25 protein-coding genes and 2 pseudogenes are annotated in these 22290 nt (G+C 67.2%); 12 read left to right on the top strand and 15 right to left on the bottom strand.

Annotated elements, in window-relative coordinates:
• Window positions 1-41 precede the first annotated feature (41 nt).
• From MC380_RS10905 to MC380_RS10895, 3 genes are read left to right on the top strand one after another with little or no spacing between them, the layout of a single operon-like run.
• Window positions 42-518 (top strand): VOC family protein, encoded by a 477-nt coding sequence (locus MC380_RS10905; protein WP_242164687.1) that lies wholly within the window; start codon window positions 42-44, stop codon window positions 516-518.
• Window positions 515-1759: a multidrug effflux MFS transporter gene (locus MC380_RS10900; RefSeq protein ID WP_242103244.1), complete on the top strand. Its 1245-nt coding sequence runs from the start codon at window positions 515-517 to the stop codon at window positions 1757-1759. Before MC380_RS10905 ends, MC380_RS10900 begins: the two co-directional genes overlap by 4 nt.
• Window positions 1760-1776: 17 nt before the next feature.
• Window positions 1777-3135, top strand: coding sequence for a phospholipase D-like domain-containing protein (locus MC380_RS10895; protein ID WP_242103245.1), 1359 nt, complete (start codon window positions 1777-1779; stop codon window positions 3133-3135).
• Window positions 3136-3184: 49 nt separating this feature from the next.
• Here MC380_RS10895 and MC380_RS10890 read toward each other — a convergent pair whose 3' ends face one another.
• The 6 genes from MC380_RS10890 to MC380_RS10865 form a co-directional block, all read right to left on the bottom strand.
• Window positions 3185-5275: a M2 family metallopeptidase gene (locus MC380_RS10890; RefSeq protein ID WP_242164685.1), complete on the bottom strand. Its 2091-nt coding sequence runs from the start codon at window positions 5273-5275 to the stop codon at window positions 3185-3187.
• 81 nt (window positions 5276-5356) lie between these two features.
• The gene (locus MC380_RS10885; protein ID WP_242103249.1) at window positions 5357-5914 is read right to left on the bottom strand and encodes a hypothetical protein; all 558 of its coding nucleotides are present in this window, start codon (window positions 5912-5914) and stop codon (window positions 5357-5359) included.
• A 51-nt stretch (window positions 5915-5965) separates the two neighbouring features.
• Window positions 5966-6229: a cell division topological specificity factor MinE gene (gene minE, locus MC380_RS10880; RefSeq protein ID WP_242103250.1), complete on the bottom strand. Its 264-nt coding sequence runs from the start codon at window positions 6227-6229 to the stop codon at window positions 5966-5968.
• Between the two features lie 4 nt (window positions 6230-6233).
• Window positions 6234-7043: a septum site-determining protein MinD gene (gene minD, locus MC380_RS10875; RefSeq protein ID WP_242103252.1), complete on the bottom strand. Its 810-nt coding sequence runs from the start codon at window positions 7041-7043 to the stop codon at window positions 6234-6236.
• 61 nt (window positions 7044-7104) lie between these two features.
• Window positions 7105-7920 carry a septum site-determining protein MinC gene (minC, locus tag MC380_RS10870; RefSeq protein ID WP_242164683.1) on the bottom strand — a complete coding sequence of 272 codons (816 nt, stop codon included), beginning with the start codon at window positions 7918-7920 and terminating at the stop codon, window positions 7105-7107.
• Window positions 7917-8516 carry a GNAT family N-acetyltransferase gene (locus MC380_RS10865; protein WP_242103255.1) on the bottom strand — a complete coding sequence of 200 codons (600 nt, stop codon included), beginning with the start codon at window positions 8514-8516 and terminating at the stop codon, window positions 7917-7919. Before MC380_RS10865 ends, minC begins: the two co-directional genes overlap by 4 nt.
• 137 nt (window positions 8517-8653) lie before the next feature.
• Here MC380_RS10865 and MC380_RS10860 point away from each other — a divergent pair.
• From MC380_RS10860 to MC380_RS10840, 5 genes and pseudogenes are all read left to right on the top strand, one after another.
• Window positions 8654-9799, top strand: a pseudogene (locus tag MC380_RS10860) (histidine kinase); the annotation flags it as partial.
• Between the two features lie 104 nt (window positions 9800-9903).
• A complete protein-coding gene (locus tag MC380_RS10855; protein ID WP_242103256.1) occupies window positions 9904-10545 on the top strand; it encodes a response regulator transcription factor in 642 nt (213 codons plus the stop codon).
• Window positions 10546-10916: 371 nt separating this feature from the next.
• Window positions 10917-12092, top strand: a pseudogene (locus MC380_RS10850) (polyketide cyclase); the annotation flags it as partial.
• A 133-nt stretch (window positions 12093-12225) separates the two neighbouring features.
• Window positions 12226-12591: a DUF423 domain-containing protein gene (locus MC380_RS10845; RefSeq protein ID WP_242103258.1), complete on the top strand. Its 366-nt coding sequence runs from the start codon at window positions 12226-12228 to the stop codon at window positions 12589-12591.
• A 5-nt stretch (window positions 12592-12596) separates the two neighbouring features.
• Window positions 12597-13271: a DNA-3-methyladenine glycosylase gene (locus MC380_RS10840; RefSeq protein ID WP_242164894.1), complete on the top strand. Its 675-nt coding sequence runs from the start codon at window positions 12597-12599 to the stop codon at window positions 13269-13271.
• Window positions 13272-13326: 55 nt separating this feature from the next.
• Here the strand turns inward: MC380_RS10840 and MC380_RS10835 are convergent, their stop codons facing one another.
• The 9 genes from MC380_RS10835 to MC380_RS10795 all read right to left on the bottom strand — a co-directional run bounded on the left by MC380_RS10835 (window position 13327) and on the right by MC380_RS10795 (window position 20105).
• Complete coding sequence (locus MC380_RS10835) at window positions 13327-14745, bottom strand: FAD-binding oxidoreductase (RefSeq protein WP_242164681.1); 1419 nt, start codon at window positions 14743-14745, stop codon at window positions 13327-13329.
• A gap of 63 nt (window positions 14746-14808) precedes the next feature.
• The gene (locus MC380_RS10830; RefSeq protein WP_242164679.1) at window positions 14809-15606 is read right to left on the bottom strand and encodes a M15 family metallopeptidase; all 798 of its coding nucleotides are present in this window, start codon (window positions 15604-15606) and stop codon (window positions 14809-14811) included.
• A 25-nt stretch (window positions 15607-15631) separates the two neighbouring features.
• The gene (locus tag MC380_RS10825) at window positions 15632-15823 is read right to left on the bottom strand and encodes a hypothetical protein (protein WP_242164677.1); all 192 of its coding nucleotides are present in this window, start codon (window positions 15821-15823) and stop codon (window positions 15632-15634) included.
• Between the two features lie 47 nt (window positions 15824-15870).
• A complete protein-coding gene (locus tag MC380_RS10820) occupies window positions 15871-16419 on the bottom strand; it encodes a hypothetical protein (RefSeq protein WP_242103265.1) in 549 nt (182 codons plus the stop codon).
• A gap of 3 nt (window positions 16420-16422) precedes the next feature.
• Window positions 16423-17754: an alpha/beta fold hydrolase gene (locus MC380_RS10815; RefSeq protein ID WP_242164675.1), complete on the bottom strand. Its 1332-nt coding sequence runs from the start codon at window positions 17752-17754 to the stop codon at window positions 16423-16425.
• Between the two features lie 2 nt (window positions 17755-17756).
• On the bottom strand, window positions 17757-17939 hold the full coding sequence (locus MC380_RS10810; protein ID WP_242103268.1) for a DUF4177 domain-containing protein: 183 nt from the start codon (window positions 17937-17939) through the stop codon (window positions 17757-17759).
• Window positions 17936-18121 carry an Arc family DNA binding domain-containing protein gene (locus MC380_RS10805; protein ID WP_242103270.1) on the bottom strand — a complete coding sequence of 62 codons (186 nt, stop codon included), beginning with the start codon at window positions 18119-18121 and terminating at the stop codon, window positions 17936-17938. The genes MC380_RS10810 and MC380_RS10805 overlap by 4 nt, the downstream gene beginning before the upstream one ends.
• Before the next feature lie 103 nt (window positions 18122-18224).
• Window positions 18225-19106, bottom strand: a complete 882-nt coding sequence (locus MC380_RS10800; RefSeq protein ID WP_242164673.1) for an SPFH domain-containing protein — start codon at window positions 19104-19106, stop codon at window positions 18225-18227.
• Between the two features lie 99 nt (window positions 19107-19205).
• Entirely contained in the window at window positions 19206-20105 is a 900-nt protein-coding gene (locus MC380_RS10795; protein WP_242164671.1) for a hypothetical protein, read from the bottom strand.
• Window positions 20106-20218: 113 nt separating this feature from the next.
• On the opposite strand from MC380_RS10795, the gene MC380_RS10790 reads away from it, so the two are divergent.
• The 4 genes from MC380_RS10790 to MC380_RS10775 all read left to right on the top strand — a co-directional run bounded on the left by MC380_RS10790 (window position 20219) and on the right by MC380_RS10775 (window position 22191).
• Entirely contained in the window at window positions 20219-20620 is a 402-nt protein-coding gene (locus tag MC380_RS10790) for a hypothetical protein (protein ID WP_242103274.1), read from the top strand.
• Between the two features lie 112 nt (window positions 20621-20732).
• Entirely contained in the window at window positions 20733-21122 is a 390-nt protein-coding gene (locus MC380_RS10785) for a hypothetical protein (protein WP_242164669.1), read from the top strand.
• A 68-nt stretch (window positions 21123-21190) separates the two neighbouring features.
• Window positions 21191-21580, top strand: coding sequence for a VOC family protein (locus MC380_RS10780; protein WP_242164667.1), 390 nt, complete (start codon window positions 21191-21193; stop codon window positions 21578-21580).
• Window positions 21581-21729: 149 nt separating this feature from the next.
• Complete coding sequence (locus MC380_RS10775) at window positions 21730-22191, top strand: hypothetical protein (protein ID WP_242164665.1); 462 nt, start codon at window positions 21730-21732, stop codon at window positions 22189-22191.
• The last annotated feature ends 99 nt before the right edge of the window (window positions 22192-22290 follow it).

Raw genomic sequence — 22290 nt, 5'->3', positions numbered from 1 at the left:
ATGCGTCCCGTGCCACAAGCCGCACCGCATGCTTGGTTACCATGCACCAGGCAAACCAACAGGAAGATGCAGTGGCGCAGCGGCCCTTCGAGCTCCGGCAGATCGACCATATCGTCCTGCGCGTCCGCGACGTCGATGCGATGCAGGCGTTCTACTGCGACGTGCTCGGCTGCAGCGTGGAGCGCCGCCAGGACACGATCGGCCTGCTGCAGCTGCGGGCCGGCGCCTCGCTGATCGACCTGGTGGACGTCGAGGGCAAGCTCGGGCGCATGGGTGGCGCGGCGCCCGGAACGGAGGGCCGCAATCTGGATCACCTGTGCCTGCGGGTCGACCCCTTCGATCGCGACGCGATCGTCGCGCACCTGCGCGCGCACGGCGTACGCCTGGGCGAATTCGGCTCGCGCTATGGCGCCGAAGGCGAAGGGCCTTCGCAGTACCTGTTCGATCCCGAAGGCAACATGGTCGAGCTGAAAGGACCGCCCGACGTGCCGCCGGCCGGACCGGGCGACGCCGGATGACATCCGCGCCGTCCACCCGTCGCCTGGCCCTGCTGCTCGGCGGCCTGGCCATGTTCGGGCCGTTCTCGATCGACACCATTTTCCCTGCGTTCCCGCAGATCGGCGCGCAGCTGGGGGCCGACAAGGTGGCGATGCAGCAGACCATCAGCGCCTATCTGCTGGCGTACGCGGCGATGAGCGTGGTGCATGGGCCGCTGTCGGACGCGATCGGGCGCCGGCGGGTAATCCTGGCCGGCCTGGCGGTGTTCACGCTGGCTTCGGTGGGTTGCGCGCTGTCGACGTCGCTGCCGATGCTGCTCGCGTTCCGGGTGCTGCAGGGCCTGAGCGCGGGCGTCGGCCTGATCGTGGGTCGTGCGGTGATCCGCGATGTGCTGCATGGTGACGACGCCCAGCGCCTGATGAGCCAGGTGTCGATGGTCTTCGGCATCGCGCCGGCGATCGCGCCGGTGATCGGCGGCTGGATCCTGGGCTGGGAACGCTGGCCGGCGATCTTCTGGTTCCTGGTGGCGTTTTCGCTGCTGCTGCTCGCCGCCACCTGGTGGGCGCTGCCGGAAACCCATCCGCCACAGGCACGCCTGCCGCTGCAGGCCAGGCCTCTGCTGCGCGGTTATTGGGGGATCTTCGTCAACCGGCGCTTTCAGCGGCTCACCCTGGCCGGTGCGTTCAATTTCGGCGCGCTGTTCCTGTACATCGCCTCGGCACCTGCGTTCGTGATCGACCTGATGAAGCTCAACGAGCGCCAGTTCGGATGGTTCTTCATCCCCATGATCGGCGGGATGATGCTGGGCGCGTTCGTCTCCGGCCGCGCGGCTGGGCGGATCAGCGGCATGCGCCTGGCCAATCTCGGCTTCGCCTGCTGCGGCGTCGCAGCCGTGTGCAACATCGCCTACAGCCTGCTGGTCGCCGCGCCCACGGCGCCGTGGGCGGTGCTGCCGATCAGCCTCAATGCATTCGGCATCGCCCTGGTGTTCCCGATCGTCACGCTGGCGATCCTGGACATGTATCCGCGCCAGCGCGGCAGTGCGTCCTCGCTGCAGGCCTTCACCGGCCTGGTCTCGAACGCGATCGTCGCTGGCGCCCTGTCGCCGTTGCTCAGCCATCGCGCCCTGCACCTGGCGATCGGCGCTGCCTGCTTCAGCCTGGCCGGCTGGCTGTTCTGGCGTTGGGAGGCGGTCGTGAGCAGAGACGTTCCGCGCTGCCCGCAGGAACCGGCCGCATTCGAGCCGGTCGACGGAATGTAGGCGCCGGCATCGCCCGCATGCATTGGCTCACCGGCACCTTGGCGCATGTCGTGTTGGGTCTGGCCGCGGTCCTGGTGTACGTGGTGATGACGCGCGCCTATGCCGAGCGGCGCCCGCCCAGCGCCGCGATCGCCTGGGTGATGGGCCTTGCGCTGCTGCCCTATCTGGCGTTGCCGCTGTATTTCCTGTTCGGCCGGCGCAAGGAAACGCGCCGGCAGGCGTTGCCTGCGCCCGAACGCGCGCCGGTCGACGCGCCCTGGGCGGCGCAGCTGGCCTGCGCGTTCGGGATCGCGCCACCACGGGCGGGGCGCGCCCGCTTCGACGCCGATGGTGCGCAGGCGCGGGCGAGCGTGCTCGCCCTGATCGAATCCGCGCACCAGCGGCTGGACGTCGCCACGTTCATCCTGGGCGGCCGCAACGACGCGGTGGCGCAGGGATTCGTGCAGGCGATGGCCGCCGCGGCAGCGCGCGGCGTACGCGTGAGGCTGTTGCTGGACGGGCTGGCTTCACGGGGCGTCGATATTTCCGCTCTCTCTGCGCGCGGGATCCAGGTGAAATGGTTCCGGCCGCCGCTCGGCCGTTCCGACGGCACCCCGCGCAATCTGCGCAACCACCGCAAACTGATGGTGGCCGATGGCGTACGACTGTGGAGCGGTGGCCGCAACCTCGCCCGCGAGTACTTCGAGGACGCGCCCGGAGCGCCTGCGTGGCTGGACCTGTCGTTCTGCGTGGATGGCGAGGTGGCCGCCGATGCCGGCCGCTTGTTCGAGCGCGACTGGCAGGACCGTGGCGCAGCCGCGCTCAAAGGTCCGGCGTCGCCCTCTGCGGATCGGCTTGGTCAGGCCGGCGTGCAACTGCTGCCGAGTGGGCCCGACATGCCGGAGGATTGCGCGCATGCGGTGCTGGTGGACGCATGCTTCCGCGCGGAGCGCACCATCGTTGCGGTGAGTCCGTACTTCGTGCCTGATGACGCGCTGTCGCAGGCGCTGCACCTGGCCGCGGTGCGCGGCGTGCAAGTCGAGATCCTGGTGCCCGCGGTGTCCAATCACCGGCTCGCCGACATCGCCCGCGCGCGCGCCATGCGCGACCTGGCCGCGGCGGGCGTGCGCTTCCACCTGCTGCCGCGCATGGCGCATGCCAAGGCCTTCGTCGTGGACCACATGCTGGGCGCATGCGGCTCGACCAACCTGGATCCGCGCAGCCTGTTTCTCAACCACGAACTGTCGCTGCTGTTCTACGGAAAGGACGACATCGCCTGGCTGAGCGGGTGGTTGCGCCGTCGCATCGACGAGGCGCAACCCTACCGGCCGGATTCCCCGGGATTCGGCCGCGACCTGGTCGAAGGCATGGTGCGCGCGGTGGCGTTCCAGCTATAGGCGCGGTGTGCGAAGCCGCGTTGGCGACTTGGCACGCCAGCGACCATGCTCAGGTCTGCGCTGGCGCAGGAGGCGTCGGCGCAGGAGGGGCCTGCGGCGCGGCGGGCGCAGCAGGCGCGGGATTCGTGGCCGGCGCGCTCCAACCGCACTGCTGACCGGCGTTCTGCTGGGTGAGCCACTTCTGCAACGGCGCGAAGTATTCGAGCACCGCGGACGCGTCCATCTTCTCGCCGCCGGTGAGCTCCTTCATGGTCTGCTGCCAGGGCTGGCTGGCGCCCTTGCTCAGCATCGCCTGGAACTTCTGGCCGGCGGCCTTGTTGCCGTAGAAGCTGCATTCGTACAGCGGGCCCTTGTAGCCGGCCGCGTCGCATAGCGCCTTGTAGAACTGGAACTGCAACACGTGCGAGAGGAAGTAGCGCGTATACGGCGTGTTGCCCGGCACATGGTATTTGGCGCCCGGGTCGAAGAAGTCCTCGCCGCGCGGCGCGACCGGGGCGACGCCCTGGTACTTCGCCTTCAGGTCCCACCAGGCCTTGTTGTACTGATCGGGCTTGATGCTGCCGTCGAACACACCCCAGCGCCAGCGGTCGATCATCAACCCGAACGGCAGGAACGCCACCTTCGCCAGTGCCATGCGCATCTGCGAGTTGATCAGCGCATCGTCCTCGCCGCTCTCGGCCGCGGTCTCCAGCGGGCCGCTGAGCAGGCCGATCGACTGCAGGTATTTGGGCGTCATCGCCAGCACGATGGTGTCGCCGATCGCTTCGTGGAAGCCGTCGTGCGCGCCGGCCTGGAAGATCGGCGGCAGCTTGTTGTAGGCCATGTAGTAATAGACGTGGCCCAGCTCGTGGTAGATGGTGGTGAAATCCTCCTCGTTCGGCTTGATGCACATCTTGGTGCGCACGTCGGGGCTCTTAGAATCGGCACCTCCCAGGTTCATGTCCCAGGCGCTGGCGTGGCAGACCACGTCGCGGTCGCGCGGCTTGATGAACTGGGTTTTTTCCCAATAGCTCGCCGGCAGCTTGGCCATGCCCAGCGAGGTATAGAAGTCCTGCGCGCGCTCGGTCATCTTCCTGGCGATGTCGAGCTGCGCCGCGCGCTCGGCTTCCTCGCTGCGGTCGGTTTCTGGCAGTGAGGTCTGATTGACGATCTGCGCGGCGTAACTCTCGCGGTACTGGCGCTCCAGCGTCTGGGTGATGTTCAGGTCGCCGGCATCGGGGTACGGCTCCAGCACGTCCCAAAGGTTGCCCCAGTCTTGCTGCCACATATTGCCCATCAGGTGCGCCGGCAGCAGGCCGCCGGCGGCCTCGCCCTTGTCCTTGCCGTACTTCGCGCCCAGCCGGGTGCGGGTGTAGCAATGCAGCTGCTCGTACAGCGGCTTCACCTGGCCCCACAGGCGGTCGGTTTCGGCGGCGATCTCGGCCGGCGTCATGTCGTAGCCGGAACGCCACAGCTCGCCGGTATCGGCATAGCCCAGGTCGCGCGCGCCCTCGTTCACCAGCTCGACGAAGCGCTGGTAGTCCTTGCGCATCGGCTTGCTGATGCTGTGCCAGCCGGCCCAGGCGTCGAGCTGCGCGTCGTAGTCGCGGTTGCTGCGCAGCACATCCTCCAGCTCGCCGAGCTGGCGGCAGCTCTTGGCGTCGCCCTCTGTCTTGCAGTAGGAACCTGCGCCGTAATCGCCTTCCATTTTGGCCGCGATTTTGGTCAGTTCGGCGAGCTTGGCCGGGTCTTTCGGCGGCGGCAGCGAGGTGCTGAGCTTGAGCAGCATGATCGCGCGCGCCGATTGGGGCGACATCTGCTTGCCTTCGAACTTCTTCGACTGCTCGATCCAGCTCTTGAGCTGGGCCAGGAAGCGTTCGTTGGCCTTGGACGACAGCAGCTGGCTGTCGTCGTTGATGTAGGTGGACGAGAGCCACTGCGCCGCGGTCAGTTCCGGATACATCGCCTTGTACTCGGCGTTGACCCGGGCCACGAACTGGTCGGCGGTTTCGTCTTCGGGCGCGGTGGTTGCGATGGTGCCGGGGGCCGGCGCCGGTTCGCTGCCGGGCGAGGGCGTGCGCTTGCAGGCGGTGAACGAGAGGGTGGTGGCGAGCAGGCTCGCGCCGATGGCAAGCGCAAGCAAAGCGTGGCGATGGGTCACGGGGCAGTTCCTGAACGGCGTGGCGAGACGCGGATGTCTGCAGGCTAGACCGTGGCCGCGCGCACCTGCAAGTGCGGGCTGTCAGCCCGTCGCGCCGGCTTCCGGCCAGCGCAGCTGGCGTCTCGCATCGACCAGCCCGCGGGCCTGCAGCCAGCGCCAGGCATCTTCCGCGTCGTCCTCGACGTACGCACGCGCGCTGCCGAGACGGAAGCTGTAGCCCCAGGCATCCATGTCCGCCAGCAGGCGATCGCGACCCACGCCCGGCAGTTCCGAAGCCAGCAGCGACTGCAGGACGCAGACCGCGTCTTCTTCCTCGACCGAATCCGTAGCATCGGTATGCACGGACCGCCGGCGTTCTGGCGGAAGCACGATCAGGTGGCAGGCTTCGTGCAGCAGCGAGTGCACCGGAGTGTCGTCGCGGACATAGACGGTCGATCCGATCAGGCCGGCCTCGCACTCGCCCCAGTAGCTGCCGGGAATGGCGGCCCCTTCCGCGACCCGTTCGAGCGCCAGCCCGTAGCGGGCGAGCAGGACAGCCGCGTGGGAAAAATCGATGCCGCGAATCCGCAGGACGTCGATGTCCTGCGCAGGAGCAACTGTAGGAGCGACGCCAGTCGCGAGCTCTTGATCCTGATGCATGAAAGCCGAAAGCTCGCGACTGACGTCGCTCCTACGAATACAAAGCGCCGGTCAGGCCGCCGAAGCGCGCTCGTCCGGCAGCGCCACCGAGATGTCCAGGATGTCGTGTTCGCCTTCCTTGACCACGTCCACCTTCACCGCATCCACGTCGACACTGACGTATTTGCGGATCACCTCGAGCAATTCCTGGCGCAGCAGCGGCAGATAGTCGCGCGCGCCGAGCGTGCTGCGCTCCTGGGCGATGATGATGCGCAGGCGGTCCTTGGCGATCGAGGCGGTGTTCTTCTTCGCCTTGAGGAAATCGAACAGGCCCATGCGCTCAGCCTCCGAAGAGCTTGCTGAAGAAGCCCTTCTTGTCCGGCTGGGTGAAGCGCATCGGCCGTTCCTCGCCCATCAGCCGCGCGACCGCGTCGTCGTAGGCCTGGCCGGCGTTGGACTCCATGTCCATGATCACCGGCTCGCCCTTGTTGGAGGCGTTGAGGACATCGCCCGATTCGGGGATCACGCCGACCGTCTTCAGGCCTAGCACCTCCTCCACGTCCTTGACGCTGAGCATCTCGCCGCTCTCGACCCGGTTGGGGCTGTAGCGGGTCAGCAACAGGTGTTCCTTGACCCGCTCGCCGTTCTCGGCGCGGCGCGTCTTGGAGGCCAGCAGGCCGAGGATGCGGTCGGAGTCGCGCACGCTGGAGACTTCCGGGTTCACCACCACCACCGCCTGGTCGGCGAAGTACATGGCCAGGAACGCGCCCTTCTCAATGCCAGCCGGCGAATCGCACACGATGTAGTCGAAGCCGTCCTCGCCCAGGTCGTCGAGCACCTTCTGCACGCCTTCCTTGGTCAGCGCATCCTTGTCGCGGGTCTGCGATGCGGCCAGCACGAACAGGGTCTCGAAGCGCTTGTCCTTGATCAGCGCCTGCTTGAGCGCGGCCTCACCGTGGATCACGTTGACGAAGTCGTAAACCACCCGGCGCTCGCAGCCCATGATCAGGTCGAGGTTGCGCAGGCCAACGTCGAAGTCGATCACGGCGACCTTCTTGCCGCGGCGGGCAAGGCCGCAGGCGATGCTGGCGCTGGTCGTGGTTTTGCCCACGCCGCCCTTGCCCGAGGTGACTACGATGATTTCGGCCAATGTGGTTCTCCTGTCATGCGCCGTCTTCGCGGCGCGGTTGTTCTTGTCGTGAATGCCCGGCTCAGTCCAGGACCGCCATTTTCAGTTCTTCGCCGCCGGTCATGGAGGTCTCCAGCCAGATCTGCACCGGCTTGCCGCGCAGTTCCTTCGGCACGTCCTCGAGCACCTTGTAGTGGCCGGCGATCGCGACCAGTTCGGCATGGAACTCGCGGCAGAAGATGCGCGCCTGTTCGTTGCCCTGCGCGCCGGCGAGTGCGCGGCCACGCAAGGGGCCGTAGATGTGGATCGAACCGTCAGCGATGACCTCGGCGCCGGCGCCGACCGCGGTGAGTACGGTGAGGTCGCGGTTCTCGGCGTAGACCTGCTGGCCCGAGCGGACCGGTGCGGCCTGCATCAGGCCGGGAGCGGTGGCCGTGGCAGGCGCCTGCGGCGCGCGGGTTTTCGCCGGGCCGTCGGAGGTCGGCGGCGGGGGCTCGGCGGACCTGGCGGCGGTGTTCTGGGGCGCTCCGGTGGCTCGATCGGAGCCTTCGTACTGGGCGCGGAACTTGGCGAGCAGGGGCAATCCGAGTTCGACCGCCAGCGCCTCGTTCTCGCTGGTGCCATAGGCCAGCGCCACCGGGAGCACCCCGGCGTCGCGCAGTGCTTCGATCAGGGCGCGGGCGGTGGCGAGGTCCGGTGTCTGCGCCAGCCCGCCGAAATCGACCACCACGGCCGCACGCGCGAACAGTTTGGGCGCGCGCGCCACGCGTTCGCGCATTTCGGCAGCCAGTTTGTCCACGTCCAGCGTGCGCACCCGCAGGTTGGCGATGCCGACCTGTCCGATCTTCAGCTCGCCGGCCTGCTCGTAGTTGGGGATCGCAGACGCGGTGGCGCTCATGTTCCGGTCTGCCTGTGTCGCGGGGCGGCGGCGTTGCGGGTCGCCAGCCAGGGCTCGTCGGGCAGATCGTCGCCATAGGTGTCGTGCACCCAGGGATAGCTGCACAGTTCTTTCATCAGCATCGCCGCGCGGATGCCCCCGCCGGGCGCGGGCATCACATGCTGGCCGACCTCGCGGAAGCCGAAGCTGCCATGGAACAACAGGGCAGGGTCGGCCTCCTGTTCCAGGAACACCTCGCATGCCAGCTGCGGGTAGCGCAGTTCGGCGTAGCTCTGGACGTCGGCGTACAGGGCCCGGCCCACGCCGCCGCCGCGGCGGCGACTGGCCACCACGATCCGGTCGATATAGAAGAAATCTGGATAGCGCTCGCGGAACCAGCCGAAGTTGGGGCTCTCGTGCGCGGAACGCGAGCCGAACCCGAGCAGAAAGCCGGCCATGGCGCCGTCGCGTTCGGCGATGCGGAAATATTCGGCTGAAGCGAAGAAGCGTTGCAGGCGAGCCGCGTCGAGCGGAAGGATGGCGGGGCCGGCGGCGTTGTTCAGGGCAAGGACGGAATCCAGCTCGTGCTCGCGCACGTCGCGGATGGCGATCGACATTCCTGCAACTCCGTAAGGCTTGAGTTCGCCCGCGCTGCAGGGCGTTGCCGGATTATCGCATGCGGGCGCCCGGAACAGGGAGGCGCGCATGACTTCCGGTGCACGGCACTGCGCCCCATATGTGCATAAGATGCGGCATGTTGGGTCGACTGAGCCATACCCGCCTGCTGCGCTACGCCGGCCTGTTCACCTGGGCCCTGGTGGGCGTCCCGCTGCTTTACACCGCACTGTTCCCGCGCGAAACCCCCGACGGCTCGCAGCCGCCGCAGATGAGCTGGCATGGATGGCTGGCGTACGCGTTGTTCGGAGCCTTGTACCTGTGGCTGACGCGGGCGATGGACACGCGGCGTATCCGCTGGCCCGACTACCTGCTCCTGCTGCTGCTCACCGGCGCGGCGATCGCGGTCAGCTACTTCAGCCTCAGCGGCCTGGGCAGCATCCTGCTGGTGCTGGTGGCCTGCGTGCTGCCCTGGCTGCTGCCGATCTGGGTGGGGGTGGCGTGGCTGATCCTGAGCCAGTTCGCGGTGGCGCCGCTGTTCGTGATCGGGCTGGAATTCGCCTGGCCCGAAGCCCTGCTGCAGTCGATGCTGTACGCCGGCTTCTGCGCCTTCATCTTCGTCACCAGCCTGGTGGCGCGGCAGCAGGCCCAGGCGCGCGATGACCAGCGGCGCCTGAACGCGGAGTTGCGCGCGACCCGCGCCCTGCTGGCCGAAAGCGCCCGGGTCAACGAGCGCACCCGCATTTCGCGCGAGCTGCACGACCTGCTCGGCCATCACCTGACCGCGCTGAGCCTGAACCTGGAGGTGGCCGGGCATCTCGCCCAGGGCAAGGTCCAGGAGCACGTGGGCCAGGCCCACACCCTGGCCAAGCTGCTGCTCAGCGACGTGCGCGAGGCGGTCAGCCAGCTGCGCTCGGGCGGTGCCATCGACATGGCGGCTACCCTGTCGCCCCTGGCCGAGAACGTCCCCGGGCTGGAAATGGAGATCACCATGCCCGAGCCCTTCCTGCTGGACGATGCCGAGCGCGCGCACGTGCTGCTGCGCTGCACCCAGGAAATCATCACCAATACCGTGCGCCACGCCCAGGCCGGGCAGCTGCGGCTGGCCTATTCGCTGGAAGGCGACGCGATCCGGCTGCGTGCCAGCGACGATGGCCAGGGCAGCGACCAGTACGCGCTCGGCAACGGCCTGCGCGGGCTACGCGAGCGGCTGGCCAGCTATGGTGGCACGGTGGATTTCCGCACCGCGCCTGGAGCCGGCTTCGCGCTGGACATCCGCATGCCCCTGGGCGAGGCGACGGACCTCGCGCCCGCATTCCCCATTCCCGTTCCGGTCGTGAATCCCCGGGCCGCGACACCCATTCCCGAATCCAACCCCTCGGAGGCGACATGATCCGCGTAGCCCTGGTCGACGACCAGACCCTGGTGCGGCAGGGCGTACGCTCGCTGCTGGCCCTGGCCGAAAACATCGAAGTGGTCGGCGAGGCCTCCGATGGCCGCCAGGCAGTCGAGCTGATCCCGCAGATCAAGCCGGATGTGGTGCTCATGGACATGCGCATGCCGGCGATGTCCGGGCTGGAGGCCCTGCAGGCGCTGGCCCGGATCAACCAGCTGCCACCGACCATCATCCTGACCACTTTCGACGACGACCAACTGGTCCTGGCCGGCCTCAAGGCCGGTGCCAAGGGTTACCTGCTCAAGGATGTGTCCCTGGACCAGCTGGTCGGTGCGATCCAGACCGTGGCCGCGGGCGGGTCGCTGGTGCAGCCGGCCGTGACCCAGCGCCTGCTCTCGGGCCTGGAGCACATGCGCAACGACTTCGTCAGCCTGGACCGACCCGATCCGCTCACCGATCGCGAAACCGAGATCCTGCGGCTCATGGCCGGCGGCTTCTCCAACAAGGAGATCGCCAATTCGCTGGGTGTGGCCGAGGGCACGATCAAGAACCATGTTTCGAACATCCTGTCGAAGCTGGGTGTGAGGGATCGGACCCGGGCGGTGTTGAAGGCGTTCGAATTGCAGCTGGTGTAGGCGAAATCCGCGGAAACTACCCGCGATCCGGGCTCCTCCCGCGCTGCGGCGCGTTGTGCGTGTCTTGCGTGCGGAGTGGGTCGCGGCGCGGCGTTCGGCTGCAGGGGTCTAGGGCGAATAGCCGGTAGAAAACGCCCACAACCCGGGATTCCTCCCGCGCCTGCGGCGCCATGTTTGCGGACGCTTAACGTTTGCGACGCTGCGCGGTGGTCATGGCGTCGAGTCCCTGGCGCGCTGACTGCAGCAGCTCCTGAACGAGCGTCAGGGGCCATTCCGGTGCCCCGATGCTCGCCCTCCCGCCCGTCAAATTGTTAGGATGGCCGGTCTGCGCCCCGGCCCGGCCGGTTATGAGAGTTCCCGGAGAACGTTGAATGACTCGTTTGATCGAGATCCTGATTTCCCTGGCGATCGTCGCCGCACTGTTCCTGCTGGTGAGCCTGGTGCTGCCTTCGCAGCGCAATCTGCGCGAGACCGTCGAGACGAACCGCAAGATGACGATCGTCTACGACACCCTGAACAGCCTGCGTCGCTTCGGCCAGTGGAACCCGCTGGCGCTGCGCGATCCCAAGATGCAGCTGAAGCTGTCGGGACCGGCTTCGGGCAAGGGCGCACGGATGGATTACTCGTCGACGATCCCGCAGGTCGGGAGCGGTAGCTGGGAAATCACCGAATCCGTTCCGAACCAGACGGTCAAGTACGCGGTGGAGAACGTCCAGCGCGGTCACAACAAGACGATGACCTTCAACCTCAAGCCGACCGGCCGCAGCGGGCGCAACGTCGAGATCAGCCAGTCCTACCATGTCGATTACGGCTGGGACATCCTTGGCCGTTATGCCGGTCTTTACGTCAGCCGCCACGTCGGCGACGACATGCAGATGGGCCTGCAGAGGCTGAGCAACATGCTCGCCTCGGTCCCGAACGTGGACTACAAGATGGCGGGCACGCGGCTGGAAAACCTGCGCCAGGTCGACCTGCCGGCCGAGGATCTGCTGGTGGTCTCCGCCGGCTCGGTGGAGCGCAACAATCTGACCATCCAGAATTCGATGAAGTCGAACATGGAATGGATCAACCGCACCATCGCCGCCAGCGGCCTGACCAAGGCGGGGCCGATGCGCATCATTTCCACCGAGCTAGGACGCGAGAACTACACCTTCGATGTCGTCCAGCCCGTCCGTCGCGGCGCAGGTCCGGCCAGCGAAAGCGCTGCGGACGAGGGCGAGGACGAGAAGGACGACACAGCGACTGCCGACGCGGGCGATGAGGCGGACCAGGACGGCGACACCGTCGGTCCGATCCCGGCCCTGCCGTCGGCGCCGATCCAGGCTGCCGGCGGCCCCGAGCTCACCGGCCTCAAGCTGCAGGGACCGGTGAAGTACGTGCGCCAGCCGGCGCGCAGGGCGGCCACCGCCACCTATGTCGGCTTCATGGCCGAGCTGGAGAACGTGCGCAATGCGGTGCGCGCCTGGGCTCTGACCCAGGGTTACGAGCCCACCGGCCGCCCGTACGAGGTCTACAAGAACGGCGTCGACAAGGCGTTCACTGCGGACGCGAACAACCAGCCGCAGGGTGTGTTCGTGTTGTTGGGGCACCTTATTTACGGTCTCGGCGACTTGGGCGCGCGCCGCGCCCCCGCCGCGCCGCGCTGCGTTTTGGCCAACGGTTTTGGATCAAGCCACCAACATGAGTGCAAATGCGTCGGCCCGTCGCAATCGCGGGCTGGCTGCCATCGGTGCGTTGCTGGCTGCCGGCGCCGTGGCGCTGGCGGCCTACGCGGCGCACGGGGCAGAAGGGCTTGCGCAAGCGCGGCTGCAAACCGCCGCTGCATTCGCGTTCGGACATGGCCTGGCGCTGGCGGCGCTGGCCGGGCATGCCGAACGCCTGCTCGATCGCACCGCCTTGTACCTCCTGCTGGCCGGCAGCGTGCTGTTCTGCGGGGGCGTGGTGGCGGGCACCCTGTTCGGGACCGGCAGCGTCGTCGCTCCGCTGGGCGGGGGCCTGCTGATCGCCGGCTGGCTGTTGCATGCAGTCGGCGCAGTACGCGGCTGATTCCCATGCCACGTTACGCGCGCGGATTCGACACCGACGCCGCCTTCGCCCACCTGGCCAAGCGCGACCGCAAGCTCGGTACCTGGATGAAGCGGATCGGTCCGATCGAGGCGGACCCGCGCTGGCGCAAGCCATTCGACCCGGTCGACGCTCTGGCGCGTGCCATCCTGTACCAGCAACTCAGCGGCAAGGCAGCGGCGACCATCGTCGGCCGGGTGGAAACCGCCATCGGCAGCGATCGTCTGCATTTCGACACCCTCGGCCGCATCGATGACGCCGCGCTGCGCGCCTGCGGCGTCTCCGGCAACAAGACATTGGCTTTGCGCGACCTGGCGCTGCGCGAAGCGCGCGGCGAGATCCCCACGCTGCGACAGATGTCGACCATGGAACCGGACGCCATCGTCTCCACGCTGGTGCCGATCCGCGGCATCGGCCGCTGGACGGTGGAGATGATGCTGATGTTCCGCCTCGGCCGCGCCGACATCCTGCCGGTCGACGACCTGGGCATCCGCAAGGGTGCGCAGCGCGTCGACCGACACGAGGCCATGCCGGCACCCAAGGCACTGATCGAACGCGGCGAGCGCTGGGGCCCGTACCGCACCTACGCCAGTCTGTACCTGTGGCGGATTGCTGATTTCGCGGAGCAGAAGAAGGCTGCGACCAAGCGCTCACAGGATTGACTCGTGCAGGCTCGGCCCTTCGCGCCTTGCTCCCGACGCCATCCGGCACGCGCGGCTAGGTGGAGAGGTACTTGTCCCATAGGCGGTTGCGAAACCGGTTCTGCGGATCGATCGCGTCCCTGATCCGTGCGAACGCGATGTGCTCTGGGTATGCGCGCCGGAACTGCATCGGCGTTGCGTGCAACCGGTACGGAAGATAATAGCGTCCGCCATGGTCGAGTGCCGCGGCCACTAAACGCTGTGTCCAGCGCTCTGTTTCCGCGTCGGCCCCGGCCCAACTACGCTGTTTGTGGTACACGACGAACGAAAACACGTCGGTCTCCGCCCAACGCAGCAGCGAACGCGTGTCCGCAGGCGAATGCCGGATCGAGACGTTCAGTATGTTCGCCTGGCTTGCGATCAGAATCCTGCGCATCTGCCTGGTAAAGGAGGCAAACGCTTCGACCGGAACGAAATACTCCTGCAGAAGATAGGTAGATACCAGCCTGGTACGCGGCTCCAAAGACCTCACATCCAGGCTCGCTTCGTGGTTGCGCCAGGTCACGGCCGGTTCGCGCATGAGCTTTTCGGTAAGGAAGCGGTCGCGCACGAGTTCATGTCCCGGCAATTCGGTCGCAGACCAGATCAGGGTCTGTTCGCGCGAGTAGTCCAGATCGCGCGGAACCAAGCGACGCGTCTGCGTCAGCGGCGCATCAGTGCGCCTCCAGTCGATTGAGAGCGGCGCATCGAATTGCGGCGGCATCAAGTCGGCGTTGTGCAGCACCACTTCCGGGTCCGCCAGTACGCGCTCGAGGAAGAACGACGGATACTCGTCCAGGCTGATGCGGTCCGCTCTGCGCCCGATACGGTCATTCGGATCGAGATCGAGTTCGACCTCGGTCACCACGCCCAAGCCGCCATAGCCGCCGAGTACCGCTCCGAACAGATCGGCCTCGCGAAGGGTGGAGAGTTCGCGCACCTCGCCGCTGGCGGTTACCAACTGCAGTGCGCGCACCGTTCCGGCGATGGGTCCCTTGCCGACATAGCGCCCGTGGCAATTCACCGAAACCGACCCGCCAACCGTGAAGTTGCTATAGCTCTGCATTACCTTTACCGACAACCCGTGCGGGTCGATCGCATCCTGCAAGGCGCGCCATGACATCCCGGACTGCACGCGTACCACGCCGGCCTCGTGATCGAGCCACAGCAACCTTCGCATCGAGCGCATGTCGATGTGCAGGGAGTGCTCGCTGGCGATCTGCCCACCCATGCTGTAGCGGCCGCCGCCGATCGAGACGGTACCTCGGGTGCGCGTCAGGGCTACCTGGATCTCGGAGGTGCGCGTCGGCCGCAAAATACTATCCACGACGACGGGATTCAGGCCGCTCACGTCATCGACTAGCGCGCTGGCCGGCTCACGAACTCCACACCCGACTGCCATCCCCCCGAGCGCCAGGCCACCGCTGTACAGGAACTCGCGCCGACCTGGTTTCATGGCAGGAACAACGCGGCCGCTGCGCCAGGTTCCGCCGATGCCCGGCGGGTGCTACGACATACCTCAACCGGCATGCCAGCACCAGTGCCACGGCTCGTAGACGATGCCGTGCGGGTTGTCGCGCGGATAACTCATGGCGAAGCCGAAGCCGCCGGCGTGCTGCTGTAGCCAGGCGAACGCTGCAGTCTCTTCGAAGGATTCCTCGGCCGGCGGTTCGTCCGGCGTACCGATGTCCAGCGCCAGGCCGGAATGATGCTCGCTGTAGCCGGGTGCGGCGTTGACCGCGAGGATCTGCGGCACCGTCTGCCCGCGCGCCAGTTTGCGTTCGAAGATGCCCAACTGGTAGTCGTGGCTGCGATAGCCGGAGATCGCTTCCAGCACCACGCCGTCGCGCAGCGCGGCATCGCGCATGTGCTGCCACGCGCGCGCTGCCCGCACATGCAACCACAGCGGACGGCGGTAGCGGTCGAAGCCGGCGAACGCCAGCCAGTCGGGTTCGGGCACCAGCGGCAGGCCGCTGCGCACGCCATAACCGTCGTCGAGCCCGAGCGCATCGAGTCTGTCGTGCAGGCGATCCAGCGGCAGTGCAGCGACGTGATCCAGCCCAGGGCGGGCATGGCGCGGCGCATCGAGCAGATCCAGCGCCGTGTCGATGCCCGGTTCACGCATCAGATGCGTGACCAGCGGCAGCAGACCACCGGCTTGCACCGCGGCCAGGTAGCGGCCGTCGCGCTTGCGCCGCAGGACCTGGCGCGACTGCGACAGTGCGCGCGCGTCGGAGTTGCTGCGCGCGCGCAGCAGCCATGCGGGCCAGATCTCGATCTCGGCGGTGTTGTGCAGAACGCGGGGCAGGGGACGCATGCGCACAGGTTAGCGCAGCGCTTCTTCAGCGCGAACGCCAGCCCCAGACCGCGAGTGCCCCGCACAGGATCGCCACCGCCGCCGAGGCGCCGACGGGCAGGTCGAAGTCGCCGATGCGCACCGGCAGGCCGTCGATCGCGCGCCAGCCCTGCGCGAGTGCGACCAGGGCGAAGACGAGGGCGGAAACGGACGCGTAATGGTTTCGCGTTGATTGCATGACGACCTCCATTCGGTCTTGGCCACGCCTGGCAGGAGGAACGGCGGTCAGTGTTGCGCGATGACGCGCAGTGCATCGAGCAGGACTTGCGGCTGTTCCGGGCTGAGCAGCAGCAGACGGCCGTCGCGGCGCGGCAACACCAGCACCCGTTGCCGGTCGGTCAGCAGGCAGATCGCACGGTTGCGGTTGCGCAGCAGGTAATGACCGGCGTTGAAACCGGGCAAGGTGAAGCCGCCCAGTTGCAGCATCGGCTTCAACTCGGTGCGCTCGTCCAGGCTCAGCACCCGCGCCTTGTCCAGCTCCAGTTCGGCGACCGGGACCTTGCGAGCGAAGACGAGCGCCGCAGCGATCACCAGCCTGTCGCCTTCGATGCCGATGGAGCGGTGGGTCAGCGCCACGCCCAGTCCGACCGGCAGCAGCGCGGTGGCGAACGGCACCACCAGCCACCACGGCACCGGATTGGCTGCCGATTGCTGGTGCGTCCCTCCCAGGTACGCCACGAGCATCAGGCCCATCCACAACGCGACCAGGAGCAGCCAGGTCCAGTGTTGCAGCGGCGCGAGCTGGAATGCCCGTCTTTGCGCGGTCTGCTTCATCGTTCAGTGCGCCTCGATCCAGCCGGCGACATCGGCGATCAGCTGCGCATCGAGCTGGCCGGGCGTGCCGTATTCGGCCAGCGAGCCTTCACCTTCCCCGGCGATGCCAAGGTGGTTGAGCTTTTCGTACAGCTTGAATGCGACCTTCGGATCGTCGTGGAAGCCGGCGCGCCAGCGCTGCCAGTCGGCATCCACCACCTGGATGTCGCGTGCACCCTGCAGCACCAGCATCGGCAACTTCGCCTCGCGCGCCTCGACGACAGGATCCACCGCATCGGTACTGCGCCAGTAGCTCGCCGGCAGGCCCATCGGCAGCGCGTCGGCCGCGGCGTCGCCGTCCTTGCGCGCAGTCTGCACCTGCAGTTTGAGCCTTTCGATTGCCGCTCTCTCGGCGTCGCTGGTCTTGCCGTCGCCCAGCACCGCCATACGCACGTTCTGTTCGATGAGGATGTCGAGCAGCGGCCGCGCCGGCGCGGCGAACAGCACGAGCCCAGCGACATCGCCGGCCTTGAGAGCGATGCGCGGCGCAAGCATGCCACCCTGGCTGTGGCCGAACACGAAGACCCGCTTCGGGTCGACGCCCTCGGTGGCGCGCAACGCCGCGATCGCGGCGACGGCATCGTCCGTGGTTTCGTCGTCGATGGTGTAGGCCCGCTCCGCAAAATCCTGCGGACGCGCCTGGGTCCGCTTTTCGTAGCGCAGTACCGCGATCCCCTGCGCGGCCAGGCCGCGCGCGATGTCGAGAAATGGCCGGTTGGGTCCGATGGTCTCGTCGCGGTCGTGCGGGCCGGAACCGTGTACCAGCACCACCGTGGGCCAGCCCGCCGAGGGCGGCTCGCCCTTGGGTATGGCCAGCGTGCCGGGCAGGGCGCGATCGCCTGTGCCGATCCCGAAATCGCGCTCACTGAAACCGGCATCGTCGGCAGGTGGAGCCGGTGCGGGTGGCGGTGCCGGCTGGATCAGGAAACCGGAGATCCTGCCGTCGGCGGCGACAGCCACTTTCGCGACGAGTCCCGTCTTTTCGTATGGCAGCGGCACCGTGACCAGGGTCGTGCCGCCCTGCGTGTCCACCGTCGGGTCTCCGCGACCCTTGGCCGTTCCGGCCTGCGCAGGCAGTGATTCCCACACCGCCTTGAGCTTGGCGGCGGGCACCGCTTTCGCCATTTCGGCAGTGAACATGGATTCGGCCTGCGCGTACTCGCCCGCGTTCATGCGATCGAGCAGCCGTGTGGCAATTGCCGTAGGTGAGGGCGCGTCCTGCGCCGGTACAGGCGGTGCGGTCAAGAAGGCTGCAGTCGCCAGCAGCGCCGCGAGCATTCCGATGCCCGGGTTCATCGTCACAACTCCTTCTTGAAGATCAGTTTGGCGGGCTGCAGGCTGTGGCCGCTATGCAACACCTGCACCAGCTCCCAGCCGGATGCGCCTTGCCTGGTGAGTTCCGCCTGGATCGCCTCGGCATTCACGCGACCGGAAAAGCTGGGCTTGATCTCGACCACCTGGTAAGTCCAACGCTTGCTCATTTGCTTTCCTCTCCCTCGTTGCCGTGCCTGGATTTCGGCAGCCGGCCCGCCTTGCGCAGCGCATCGCGCAACACATACTCGATCTGCGCGTTGAGGCTACGCAGCTCGTCGTCGGCCCAGCGCTGCGCCGCTGCCAGCACCTCGGCATTGATCCGCAGCGGATAGGCCTTCTTCTCGCTCATGCGGCTGGCGGCCTGCGTAGGAGCGGCATCAGCCGCGAGTTCCTGATCTTCATGGCCTCGGGGAAAAGCCCGCGACTCACGTCGCTCCTGCATAGGGCCGGCATCAGTAAAGCGTGCCCGCGTTGACGATCGGCTGGGTGGCGCGCTCGCCGCACAGCACCACCAGCAGGTTGCTGACCATCTGCGCCTTGCGCTCTTCGTCCAGTTGCACCACGCCGTTCTTCTGAAGCTCGGCCAGGGCCATTTCGACCATGCCCACCGCGCCGGCGACGATCCGGGTCCGCGCGGCGATGATCGCGTTGGCCTGCTGGCGCTGGAGCATGGCCTGGGCGATTTCGGGCGCGTAAGCCAGATGGCTGATGCGCGCATCGAGGACCTGCACGCCGGCATCGGCCAGGCGTTCGGCCAGTTCGTCCTTGAGGTGCTGGGACACCTCGGCGGCGTGGCTGCGCAGCGCGATCTGACCGTCCTCGTGCTGGTCGTAGGGATAGCTGGTGGCCATCGTGCGCACCGCCGATTCGGTCTGGATGTGGACGAAGCTTTCGTAGTCGTCGACGTTGTAGACCGCCTCCGACGCGTCGACGACCTGCCAGACGATCACCGCGGCGATCTCGATCGGCGAACCATCCAGCTCATTGACCTTGAGTTTGCCGCTCTCGAAGTTGCGCACGCGCATGGAGACCTTGCGCTTGGCATAGAAGGGGTTGTTCCAGCGCAGGCCGTTGTCCTTGACCGTGCCGACGTACTTGCCGAACAGGCTCAGGACTGCGGCCTGGTTGGGCTCGACCTTGTACAGGCCGATCAGGCTGAGAAACGCGAGCGCGCCCAGTAACACGCCACCCACCAGCCTGGTGGCCGAAGGGGTGCCGGTCTGGGGGTCCAGATGGGTGCCGCTCACGAACAGCCAGGCGGCGAACACCGCGACGACCAGCACGGCCAGCAGGAAGGGGATGCCGGGCAGAGAGCGAAGGGGCAGTTCTTTCATGGCGACGATCTCGGAGGTCCCCACCTCGGAGCGGGTGGGTGAGATATTGATATCAAATTGATATCAAAATTCCAGAAGCATCCGACGAACGGTCGTTCCCTAGGGCACCAGGTAGAACAGCGGTGCGGGGCTGAATTCACCGGTGGCGAACAAGCCCCGCCCTCCGGCGGACCAGGCCACGGCCTCGGCCTGGGGAATCCACGGTAGGGCGCGCAACTCGGGCCGCCGCCTGGTCGCCTTCGTCCAGGATTCGCTCGTGCCGTGGCGCCGGTACAGCACCAGGTCGCCGTAGGTCATGACCGCCAGCGTGCGGGCGTCCGGCGACAGGTCGGCCGAGGTCACCTGGCCGTGCAGCCGTGCATGCACCCGGTTGCCCCGGCGCTCGTGCTGCCCGGCCTGCGGAATGCCTGCCAGGGTGCCCAGTCTCCGCGCCGTTTGCGGCCGGGTGGCCGGTCGCAGCGGCAAGGCAAACAGTTCGGGCGGACGGCGCTTCTTCGAAACCAGCAGGACCTGGCCCGCGGCCGCATCCACCGCCACGGCCTCGCAGTCGCGGGCGCCATCGGGCCAGCGGAACGCGATCGACCACACTGGCTTCAGCGAACCGTCTTCCAGGGTCGCTGGCTCCTCCACCACGTGCAACTGCAGCGTGCGGCGCAGGCCGCCGTTGTCGCCGGTGTCGGCGATCAGCAGGTAGTGGCGGCCGTCGAGTTCGAACGCGGCCAGGTCTTCCCAGTCGGTATTGGCCACACCGTCGATCACGAAGCGCGCCTGTTCGCCACCGCGCCTCGACACGGCGTACAGCGCCGCGTCATTGCCGCCGTCGTTGACCAGCCACAGCACGTCCTCATGCACGCGCGAAGCGGCCATGCCGCTGATCTCGCGGAGGCGCTCGTCGAGCACCAGCCCGGCCAGCCGCGCGAACGGCTCTTTCTGCGGTGCGCACGCCAGCAGGCACGCGGACAGCGCGAGGGCAATCAAGAGCTGCGGACGGCGGTGCATGCCCGAAGCATCGCAGATTCGTGACGGTCCGGTGAACGGCCGCGTCTCACGCCGTGGCTCCCAGGTCTGCGATCATGCAGTCAGCCAGAACGGCTCAGACATCGACGGCAGGCATGGACGGAAACAACGGCTACGCGGTCTTCTTCTTCCCGCAGGCGCTCGAGGCGTTGGGCGATGCGATCAAACCCTACCTGCAGGATGGCCCCGCAGGACAGCACGTGATCTGCACCGGCATCGACACCGGCGGCGCGCTCATCGAGCTGACCCTCAACGGCAAGACCACCGACGGCAGGCAGGTGGAGATGGAACTCATGGTGCCCAGCGGCATGGTGCGCATGATCGTCTCAGCCCGCAGCGATGAACTGTTCGGCTTCGGCCCGCACGCGCTGAAGAGCGTTGTGCAGCAGCTGGTGCCCATCGCCGATGAAGGCGACGCGGCAAAAGTCGAATCGGATCAGCCGACGCAACAGAACCCCCAAGACGATGCCCAAGCTCCCAAACCGGGCGTTGCGTGACGCGTCCGGCAAGGCATGATCACGGCATCGCCGCCGGAATTCGGCATCCGATGAAGCCAGGTTCCCGGCGCGAATCGAATCCAGCCCAGACGCCTACCGTGAAATGCCGTTGATGGAGCCGAAGCCGGCCAATTTCCTGATCCCGTTACTGCTGTGCGCGCTTGTCGTCGCGACAACGTATTCGGCGGACGTGCGCCCCGTACTGGTCAGGGCATTTGGTGAATATCCGTTCGGCTTGCCGGTCACGCACGTGGTGGCCATTGGTCAATGCTTCGTGCTGCTGCCTTTCGCCTATTCGATCTATCACTTCGTGCACATCGCGCATCGGGCAGCGGCGGAAGGCCGGAGCCTGGGGACGTTTGGTCTGCTGTCGTATGCGGTGAGTGTTGGAAAGCGTCATCCTGAACTGCGTAGATCGCAGGTGATTTCCCTGCTCGGGTTGATCTACTTTGCGGCGGTGTGCGCCGCCTGGATCATCTATGCTGACATGCGGGGCATCTAGGCGGCGCCCGGGGCGCGCAACGAGCCGGATCGCTCGCCGCACGGATCTGTCGCTGTGCAGAGGACACCATGACCGCACATCTGGACCATCTCATCATTCCCGCCCGCGACCGCAATGCGTCGGCCAGGCGAATCGCCGAGTTGTTCGGCGTGCCATGGGCGACCAGCGGGGTCGGGCCGTTCTCGCCGGTATATCTCAACGACGGCCTGACCCTCGACTTCGACGAGTGGGGCGAGAACGTGCCCAGGCAGCATTACTGCTTCCGGGTCGGCCCGGAGGAGTTCGAAGCCATCCTCGATCGCATCCGGACTGCGGGCATCGCCTACCGGAGCATGCCGCACGGGCCGATGGATCATCAGATCAATACCGCGCATGGCGGCAGCATCGTCTATTGGGAGGAGCCCGACGGCCACATCTGGGAATTGCTGACCGTCAGCTACGCGCGCCAGCCGGGCTAACCACGGGATCGGCGTAGGGCGGCAATCGGCGTGCGATCTGCATGCGCGGCCACGGACAGATGCCGTTCAATGATGTGTTGCTAGCGTGAGATCGCGCCGCGCGGCCGTGGCGCCGGTTCTGCTCCGACTGCAGGGTTCCCGGAATCCCCATGCGCGCAAGCAAAGTTCTCCTTCTGTCGCTGGCGCTGGGGAGCGCCATGCCGGCCGCCCATGCCGCAGACAGCGGCACCGTGCTGGACACGAAGCTGCCTGAGAAGCCGCTGTTCGCCAGCCCCTACCGCAACGATCCGCCCGGCACCTGGTACGGCGACAAGTCATTGCCGACGGAAGAGGGCACCATCGCACAGCACTCGGCCTGCCCCACGGCGGTGGACGGCAGTGCGCGGCCGGTGACCGGCAGCATGACCACCGGGTTTGGTTGGTCCTCGCAAGGCACCAGTCGCTACAACGCCGCCACGGTGAACTACTGCAAGGAGCACGTGGACGAAGATGGCGACAGCAAGGTCTTCAACCTGCAGCTCAACGTCGACCGGTTCGACGGTCCGGGTGCGGCCGTGGGCCGGAGTACCCCAATGCCGCCAGGTGGACCGCGGCCGGCCCGCCACAGGTAGAGGCCTCACCAGACGCCGTGCGCAGGGCTTCGGATCACAGCGCGGACGTGCCGCCGGCGCCATCCGGTCGCAGTCGGAGGGGCAGCACGTGGATACGCC

This window comes from Lysobacter sp. M15, assembly GCF_022662515.1.
GTDB lineage: Bacteria > Pseudomonadota > Gammaproteobacteria > Xanthomonadales > Xanthomonadaceae > JAKPBU01.
This window is presented reverse-complemented; position numbering and strand designations above follow the sequence as displayed.

What these genes read in the sequence shown, in the direction of transcription:
- minC (WP_242164683.1), bottom strand. Translation starts at nt 7,920, where the DNA reads ATGAGCGCCACCGCGTCTGCGATCCCCAACTACGAGCAGGCCGGCGAG.
- MC380_RS10885 (WP_242103249.1), bottom strand. Translation starts at nt 5,914, where the DNA reads ATGCATCAGGATCAAGAGCTCGCGACTGGCGTCGCTCCTACAGTTGCT.
- MC380_RS10815 (WP_242164675.1), bottom strand. Translation starts at nt 17,754, where the DNA reads ATGAACCCGGGCATCGGAATGCTCGCGGCGCTGCTGGCGACTGCAGCC.
- MC380_RS10855 (WP_242103256.1), top strand. Translation starts at nt 9,904, where the DNA reads ATGATCCGCGTAGCCCTGGTCGACGACCAGACCCTGGTGCGGCAGGGC.
- MC380_RS10820 (WP_242103265.1), bottom strand. Translation starts at nt 16,419, where the DNA reads ATGAAGCAGACCGCGCAAAGACGGGCATTCCAGCTCGCGCCGCTGCAA.
- MC380_RS10905 (WP_242164687.1), top strand. Translation starts at nt 42, where the DNA reads ATGCACCAGGCAAACCAACAGGAAGATGCAGTGGCGCAGCGGCCCTTC.
- MC380_RS10780 (WP_242164667.1), top strand. Translation starts at nt 21,191, where the DNA reads ATGACCGCACATCTGGACCATCTCATCATTCCCGCCCGCGACCGCAAT.
- MC380_RS10825 (WP_242164677.1), bottom strand. Translation starts at nt 15,823, where the DNA reads ATGCAATCAACGCGAAACCATTACGCGTCCGTTTCCGCCCTCGTCTTC.
- MC380_RS10830 (WP_242164679.1), bottom strand. Translation starts at nt 15,606, where the DNA reads ATGCGTCCCCTGCCCCGCGTTCTGCACAACACCGCCGAGATCGAGATC.
- MC380_RS10795 (WP_242164671.1), bottom strand. Translation starts at nt 20,105, where the DNA reads ATGCACCGCCGTCCGCAGCTCTTGATTGCCCTCGCGCTGTCCGCGTGC.
- MC380_RS10840 (WP_242164894.1), top strand. Translation starts at nt 12,597, where the DNA reads ATGCCACGTTACGCGCGCGGATTCGACACCGACGCCGCCTTCGCCCAC.
- MC380_RS10865 (WP_242103255.1), bottom strand. Translation starts at nt 8,516, where the DNA reads ATGTCGATCGCCATCCGCGACGTGCGCGAGCACGAGCTGGATTCCGTC.
- minE (WP_242103250.1), bottom strand. Translation starts at nt 6,229, where the DNA reads ATGGGCCTGTTCGATTTCCTCAAGGCGAAGAAGAACACCGCCTCGATC.
- MC380_RS10900 (WP_242103244.1), top strand. Translation starts at nt 515, where the DNA reads ATGACATCCGCGCCGTCCACCCGTCGCCTGGCCCTGCTGCTCGGCGGC.
- MC380_RS10785 (WP_242164669.1), top strand. Translation starts at nt 20,733, where the DNA reads ATGGAGCCGAAGCCGGCCAATTTCCTGATCCCGTTACTGCTGTGCGCG.
- MC380_RS10835 (WP_242164681.1), bottom strand. Translation starts at nt 14,745, where the DNA reads ATGAAACCAGGTCGGCGCGAGTTCCTGTACAGCGGTGGCCTGGCGCTC.
- MC380_RS10845 (WP_242103258.1), top strand. Translation starts at nt 12,226, where the DNA reads ATGAGTGCAAATGCGTCGGCCCGTCGCAATCGCGGGCTGGCTGCCATC.
- MC380_RS10810 (WP_242103268.1), bottom strand. Translation starts at nt 17,939, where the DNA reads ATGAGCAAGCGTTGGACTTACCAGGTGGTCGAGATCAAGCCCAGCTTT.
- MC380_RS10775 (WP_242164665.1), top strand. Translation starts at nt 21,730, where the DNA reads ATGCGCGCAAGCAAAGTTCTCCTTCTGTCGCTGGCGCTGGGGAGCGCC.
- MC380_RS10790 (WP_242103274.1), top strand. Translation starts at nt 20,219, where the DNA reads ATGGACGGAAACAACGGCTACGCGGTCTTCTTCTTCCCGCAGGCGCTC.
- MC380_RS10800 (WP_242164673.1), bottom strand. Translation starts at nt 19,106, where the DNA reads ATGAAAGAACTGCCCCTTCGCTCTCTGCCCGGCATCCCCTTCCTGCTG.
- MC380_RS10895 (WP_242103245.1), top strand. Translation starts at nt 1,777, where the DNA reads ATGCATTGGCTCACCGGCACCTTGGCGCATGTCGTGTTGGGTCTGGCC.
- MC380_RS10805 (WP_242103270.1), bottom strand. Translation starts at nt 18,121, where the DNA reads ATGAGCGAGAAGAAGGCCTATCCGCTGCGGATCAATGCCGAGGTGCTG.